Source organism: Clostridium lentum (genome assembly GCF_014287815.1).
GTDB classification, from domain to species: domain Bacteria; phylum Bacillota; class Clostridia; order Clostridiales; family Clostridiaceae; genus Clostridium; species Clostridium lentum.
On the sequence record NZ_JACOOQ010000013.1, the window covers coordinates 82196 to 88909 of the forward strand.

5 protein-coding genes are annotated in these 6714 nt (G+C 27.6%); 1 reads left to right on the plus strand and 4 read right to left on the minus strand.

The features are described 5' to 3' along the window. Nucleotides 1-135: 135 nt before the first annotated feature. Nucleotides 136-945 carry a tetratricopeptide repeat protein gene (locus tag H8R92_RS08795; protein WP_022212982.1) on the plus strand — a complete coding sequence of 270 codons (810 nt, stop codon included), beginning with the start codon at nt 136-138 and terminating at the stop codon, nt 943-945. A gap of 38 nt (nt 946-983) precedes the next feature. Here H8R92_RS08795 and H8R92_RS08800 read toward each other — a convergent pair whose 3' ends face one another. From H8R92_RS08800 to H8R92_RS08815, 4 genes are all read right to left on the minus strand, one after another. After that, a complete protein-coding gene (locus H8R92_RS08800) occupies nt 984-2147 on the minus strand; it encodes an AI-2E family transporter (RefSeq protein WP_186835241.1) in 1164 nt (387 codons plus the stop codon). Nucleotides 2148-2383: 236 nt separating this feature from the next. Then, a complete protein-coding gene (locus tag H8R92_RS08805) occupies nt 2384-3811 on the minus strand; it encodes a glycoside hydrolase family 32 protein (RefSeq protein ID WP_186835242.1) in 1428 nt (475 codons plus the stop codon). Nucleotides 3812-3815: 4 nt separating this feature from the next. Continuing rightward, complete coding sequence (locus tag H8R92_RS08810; protein WP_022212985.1) at nt 3816-4787, minus strand: carbohydrate kinase family protein; 972 nt, start codon at nt 4785-4787, stop codon at nt 3816-3818. 219 nt (nt 4788-5006) lie between these two features. After that, on the minus strand, nt 5007-6338 hold the full coding sequence (locus H8R92_RS08815; protein WP_186835243.1) for an FAD-dependent oxidoreductase: 1332 nt from the start codon (nt 6336-6338) through the stop codon (nt 5007-5009). Nucleotides 6339-6714: the final 376 nt, after the last annotated feature.

The window sequence follows — 6714 nt, forward strand, 5'->3', positions numbered from 1 at the left end:
AAAAAATATTGTTTTTTTATTTGAAAATTATTCCGCTACATTTATCAAAAATAATCTAAAAAATATTTTCTTTAGTATTTTTGTAATTTATTGTATAATATTCTTTAATAATTATTAAATATATAGGTGGTTAAAATGGGAAATATAAAACAATCTACAATTTATATCTTATTTTTTATTATAATATTTTTAGTAACATTGTCTATTAATAAGATTCTAGCCATAACCTTGTTATTAGTAGCTCTATGCATACTTCTTGGTAAAAACATCTATTTACGAAAAATTATAAAAGCAAACAAATTATATTCTGGCAAAAATTACTCAGAAGCTTTAAAGCTTTACCGCCAAACTGTAAATAGAAAAAATATTCCTGGCTTTATTGTTAACAATTATTTAATTATGGAACTTAAATATGGAGATTGCACTATAGCCCAAAACTATATTAACTCTCTATCTTTGAATAATTCTAAAATTAAATCTGCTGATTTACTATCTATTAAGATATCTAAATCATTAGTTGCTTGGAAAAATAACAAATCAGATGAAGCTATAAATTATCTTAAAGAACTTTTAGAAGAAAGTGAAACAACTTATCTTTATGAAACACTTACTTCTCTACTTATTGTAAATAATAAATTAGATGATGCCTTAACTATTATAGATAAAGGCCTAAATTATAACGATACTAGTAATGTTCTTAAATCAAATTTTGCTGAAGCTAATTATTTATTAGGAAACTATAATGTTGCTGAAGTAAAGTTTAAAGAGCTTGTTGATAGTAATGTATCCTTTATGGAACCTTATTATTATTTAGGATTAATTCTACTTAATAATAATGAAAATGATGCTGCCTTAGAAATATTAAAAAAGGCTACCTTATTTAACGATTCATTAGTATCACTTGTAAACTGTGAAAAAATTAAAAACTTAATTACTTCTATATAAATAAAAAGATAGTTCATTCACTATCTTTTTATTTATATCTATTTATATTTTTCTGTTTCAACTGGCAATCCTTTTGCCTTTAGTCTTCTCTCTACGTTTTCTTTAATTATTGAATAAATTATTGCAAATATAGGTACACCTATTATCATTCCTATAAGTCCTAGAAATTTTGCAAATATAAGTAGTGAAAATAATATCCAAAATGCTGATATTCCAATGGAATCTCCTAATATTTTAGGCCCTATTATATTACCATCAATTTGTTGTATAACTAATATTATTCCAATAAACCATAATGCTTTAATTGGAGATACACATAAGATTATAATAGCTGATGGAATCGCTCCAAAGAACGGTCCAAAGAATGGTATTATATTAGTTATACCAATAACAACTGATATAAGAAGTATATATGGCATCTTAAATATTGTTAATATTATAAAAGTCAGTATACCTATTATTAATGAATCTAAAATTTTACCACTTAAAAACTTACCAAAAGTCTCATTACTTCTTTGAGCTAATTCTACTATTCTCTTTGATCTTTCTGCTGAAAAAATACTGAAAGTTACCTTTCTTGATAAAGCTATAAACTTTTCCTTATCTATCAATATATAAATTGATACTATTATTCCAATTATTATATTTAAAATACTTGAACCTAGCGTCATAATGAAATTACCTATAACAGGTATAAGGTTTGTCAGTAAAGTAATGATATAGTTTAATAGTTCATTCCATTTTTCAACTATCATATTCATATATTTGCTTTCTAAATTAAATTTTTCACTGATTTCTGTAATAACATGGCTTGCATCATTAACATATTGAGGAATGTTATTAGCTAACCCTACTATACTGTCTACTAATTGCGGCAATACAAACTGCATAAATAAAGATATCACTATAATAGCTGTTAAATAAGAAAGTAATAACCCTATTCCCCTTCTATATTTTCTATTTAGTTTATTTAGATATTTAAATTCAAAAACTACTTTTTCATAAAAATTCAATATAAAATTAATTATATATGCTATTGCTGAACCTATTATAAATGGCTGCATTGTTGCAATCATTCCACTAAATTTAATTTTTAAGTCTTCTGCTTGAGATGCCATAAGATATACTATTATGCTTGATGATATTACTAAAAATGCATAAATAGCTATGGTCGTATATTTTTTATTCCATTCTACTTTCATTTTGCCCCTCCATATAGTCTTTAGTATTATTTCCAGTATATCATAAAAAAACTGCTATAGACATTTTTTTATCTTTTTATTATTGATTATTTTTATGATGATTGTAAATATAAAACGGAATCCCTGCAAGCATCAAGACGAATCCCCACATTACTATTTCTACACCTGAGCCACTTATTTCCTTATTTTTTTATAGTAATAAAGAGTTGATTTAATATCAACTCTTTATTACTATACTAAATATTCCATCTTTTTATTACAGCTGTACCTTTACCTGAAAGAATAATATCACTATCTAAGCTCTCATTATAAACTCTAGTAGTGAACACTTCTTCACCATCATTAATGAATATTTCCATAGATGAATTGTCACTAAATATATCTATGCTTCTAAGATTACTTATATAAGCAGCTCTTTCATCTCTACCATATCCACTGTCTCCTTGTATAAGTTTAAATACACCTTCTGTGAAAGATACTACACAATCTTCTCTAAGCTTCATACTAAACTTGCTACATTCCTCTAAATCAATTCTTAACTCAAATGTATTTCTATCTATGATATTTAAAACATTGTTATTATCTAAGTTTACTTTACTTTCAATTAAATCTTTTCTTAAAGTTTCTAATTCCTTTAATGGTAATTGATACAGTTTATTATGAATTATCTTTAATTCTCTTGGCAAAGTCAGTTGATGTTGCCAATAGTTTTCCACTGTTGGATTTTTGTGTTCTATTGCATCAGGAACACCCATCCAACCAATCATTATTCTTCTTCCTTTTGTATCTTCAAAAGTTTGAGGTGCATAGAAGTCAAAACCTCTGTCTAGTTCTACGAAGTTTCCTAACTTTAGTTCTTTTTTATCATTTACAAAGTTTCCAAAAGCATATCCACTTTGATAAACATTATTATATTTAAATCCATCAGCTTTTAATCCTTGTGGTGAAAACATAAAGACAGTCTTGCCATCTACATAGAATAAATCAGGGCATTCCCACATATATCCCATATTTTCTTCTCCACCAGCTGGTACTGAATGTAACGTCCAATTATAAAGATCTGATGATTTATATAATAATACATATCCTTTATCATCCTTACCTCTTGCTCCAAGAACCATATAGTAAGTTCCATCTTCTTCCCAAACTTTTGGATCTCTCACATGAAGTGACATATTTTCTGGAAAGTCTGAATTCCTTAAAAGAATCTTCTTTTCTGAAAACTCTACTCCATCTTTACTTGTAACTAATATTACATTTTGCTCTCTTCCTGTAAGTATATAATCATGCTCACCATCATGTTTAACATTCCCTGTATAGAAGAAATACATTGTATCATCTTTTACAAATGCTGATCCAGAGTATACTCCATCCTTATCCTCCTTCACATCTGGATATATGGCAATATCTCTTTCCTCAAAATGCACTAAATCCTTAGATACAAAATGTCCCCAAAATTTCATACCACCTTTAGCTTCTAAAGGTGAATATTGATAAAAGACATGATATTCATCATTAAATTGACAAAGTCCATTAGGATCATTTATCCAACCAATTGGTGCCATTATATGATATTTACTTCTCCACTTATCTGAAAGAATCTTTGGCATATTATTATCTATATGCTCTTTAATTTTTTGCTCATATTCCGCTCTAGTAATCATATACTTACCTCTCACTGATTTTTGCTAAAACTTCTTCTTTTAATGGTAATGCACCTATAGCACCTTTTTTACATACAGTTAAAGCTGCTGTAGCATTAGAAAAAGTTAATATTTCTTGTACTTTTTCTTCTGATAAATCTACTAATTGCTCTAATGAATATTCCCCTTCTGCCACTTGATATAATAATGAGCCAATAAATGAATCTCCTGCTCCTGTTGTATCTTGTGCTGAAACTTTAAATGAAGGTGAGAAAATAACTCTTTCCTTAGTTATAAATTCTGCACCATTAGTTCCTTTTGTATATATTATCACCTTTACATCACCAGTTAATAAAAAATCTAAAGCTTCCTTCTCATCTTTTATACCAGTTATAAATTCTAATTCTTCATCACTTATCTTAACTATATTTGATAATGGAAGGAATTCTAGTATTGCCTTTCTGCAATCTTCAGGATTTTTCCATAATGGTAATCTTACATTAGGATCAAAGCTTATTAAACATCCTTTTTCTTTAGCTATTTCTATAGCTCTTCTATGTGCTTCTTTAATAGGTGCATCTATTAAACTTACTGAACAAAAATGCAATATATCTTTTTCATTAAAGTCTTCTACACATATTTCTTCAGCACTTAATAACATATCTGCACTTGGATTTCTATAGAATGAAAAATCTCTTTCTCCATCTTCTCTTAATGATACAAATGCCAGAGCTGTATTAGCTTCATTTGTTCTTGATATTCTTGAAACATCTACACCTAAAGGTTTTACTTCATTTAATATTGCATCACCAAATCCATCTTGTCCAAGCTTTGTAAGCATTTGTGATTTTCCACCTAACTTAGCTACTGCTGCCGCAACATTTAATGGAGCTCCGCCAGGTACTCTTAAAAAGTTTTCTACATCATTTAATGCTCTTCCTTTTTCATGTGGTATAAAATCAATTAAAGCTTCACCTATAGCTATTACCTTTTTCATATTATTAATCCTCCTCAATAATCATTTATAATTGTTAATTCTTTTTAACATGTATACAGTTAAGGGAACGTTCCCATTATCCCTAAAAAATATATTAACTCTAAAATATATTATATATTGTAAAATAATTTTAGTCCACCTTTAAAATTTAAAAATCAATTTTAGTTAAACAGTACATAGCCTTTAACTAAAAAAGGACTCGCTATCCGAGTCCTTTTTTTATAAAGCCTTAAGTGCTACTGCATTTAATAAGCTCCATGGTTTATTGTAATGTGGTTGGAAGAAGAAATCTGTCATTGCTAATTCTTCTATTGTCATATCATTTTGTATAACAACTGATAAAGTATTCATAAATTGAGTTAAATCTACTTTAGAAATTATCTGTCCACCTAAAACTCTTCTTGTATCTGCATCATAAACAATCTTTATTGTTGCTGGTTCATAAGTTGGCATAAACTCTGGTCTATAATTATCAGTTAATGAAACTGTAGCAATATTCATCTTTGTTGTCGCCTTAGCTACTTCTTCAGTCATTCCTGTTGAAGCTATATTTTGCTCATATATCTTTATTCCTGAAGTTCCTTGAGTTCCCATATACTTAAGTGTTGGTTTAACTATATTTCTAGCAACTAGCGTTCCCATTCTTACCGCATTGGTAGCAAGTGGAATATATCTTGTATCCTTAGAAGGGTTATATGTTACAACACAGCAATCTCCAGCTGCAAATACATCTTCTTTGCTTGTTCTCATATATTCATCTATTATAATAGCTCCATTTGGTAATGTATCTAATTTACCTTGAACCAACTTAGTATTAGGAGCAAATCCTATACATAATACTACTAAATCACCTTGATATGTTCCATTTTCAGTAATAACTTCTGTTACTTTACCATTTTCACCATTAAACTTTTGAACTTTTTCTCCAAGTACTAATTTTACTCCTCTATCTGAGAATTCCTTTTCAGCTACATCTGTAAAGTCCTTATCTAAATATTTTGCCATTATTCTCTTTTCAGCATCTATTAGTGTTACGTTTTTACCTTGCATTTCAAATGCTTCAACAAGTTCAACACCAATGTATCCAGCACCAATAATAACAACATTTTTTGCATCTTTTGATTTTTCTATTATATTTAGTGCATGATCATGATTTTTACATAAAACTATATTTTCTAATTCTCCACCTTCAAATCTTGGTACTATTGGCCATGACCCTAAAGTCAATACTAATTTATCGTAATTGTCTTCAAAAACTTCTTCTGTGATTAAATTTTTAACTTTTAAAGTTTTATTTTCAAAGTCTATATCTAATACCTCATGCTTCATATTAGTTACAACACCTAATTTAGCTAAGTTTTCAGGAGAGTTATAAAAAAGACTCTCTGTATCTTCTATTACCTTACCAACATTTAATGCAATACCACATGATAAAAATGATATATTATCATTCTTTTCATATATTGTAATATCACTTTCTGGATAAAGTTCTTTTAAATTAACTACTGATGCTGTTCCTGCATGAGTACATCCAACTACTACTATTTTCATTTAATTCTTCCTCCAAATAAAAAATTTTAATAGATTATGTTTATTAATTAACAATAATTATTCTTTAGATACAGATTACTCTTTTTCTTTCATTTTGTAAATACCTATTTTTAGTTTTTTATTAAAAAATTTTTTTATACATTTCCTTGATTTTTTAAGGATTTAAATAATTATATGTATTTTTTATAACAACTAACTTTTATGTTAATTAATTATCATTTTGGCATTATTTATCTGAACATTTTTTATAATTTCATAAAAAAGTGGCTTTCGCCACGCTCCCTTCGGGAATTTAATTTTAAGTATTCTAAAAGGCATAGAACTAACATCGGTTCTATGCTATATTTTTCCTATTAATTAATACTTTATTCCGTAT

Excerpts from the sequence above, each read along its gene's own strand:
- H8R92_RS08795 (WP_022212982.1), top strand. The coding sequence starts at position 136 with ATGGGAAATATAAAACAATCTACAATTTATATCTTATTTTTTATTATA.
- H8R92_RS08800 (WP_186835241.1), bottom strand. The coding sequence starts at position 2,147 with ATGAAAGTAGAATGGAATAAAAAATATACGACCATAGCTATTTATGCA.
- H8R92_RS08805 (WP_186835242.1), bottom strand. The coding sequence starts at position 3,811 with ATGATTACTAGAGCGGAATATGAGCAAAAAATTAAAGAGCATATAGAT.
- H8R92_RS08810 (WP_022212985.1), bottom strand. The coding sequence starts at position 4,787 with ATGAAAAAGGTAATAGCTATAGGTGAAGCTTTAATTGATTTTATACCA.
- H8R92_RS08815 (WP_186835243.1), bottom strand. The coding sequence starts at position 6,338 with ATGAAAATAGTAGTAGTTGGATGTACTCATGCAGGAACAGCATCAGTA.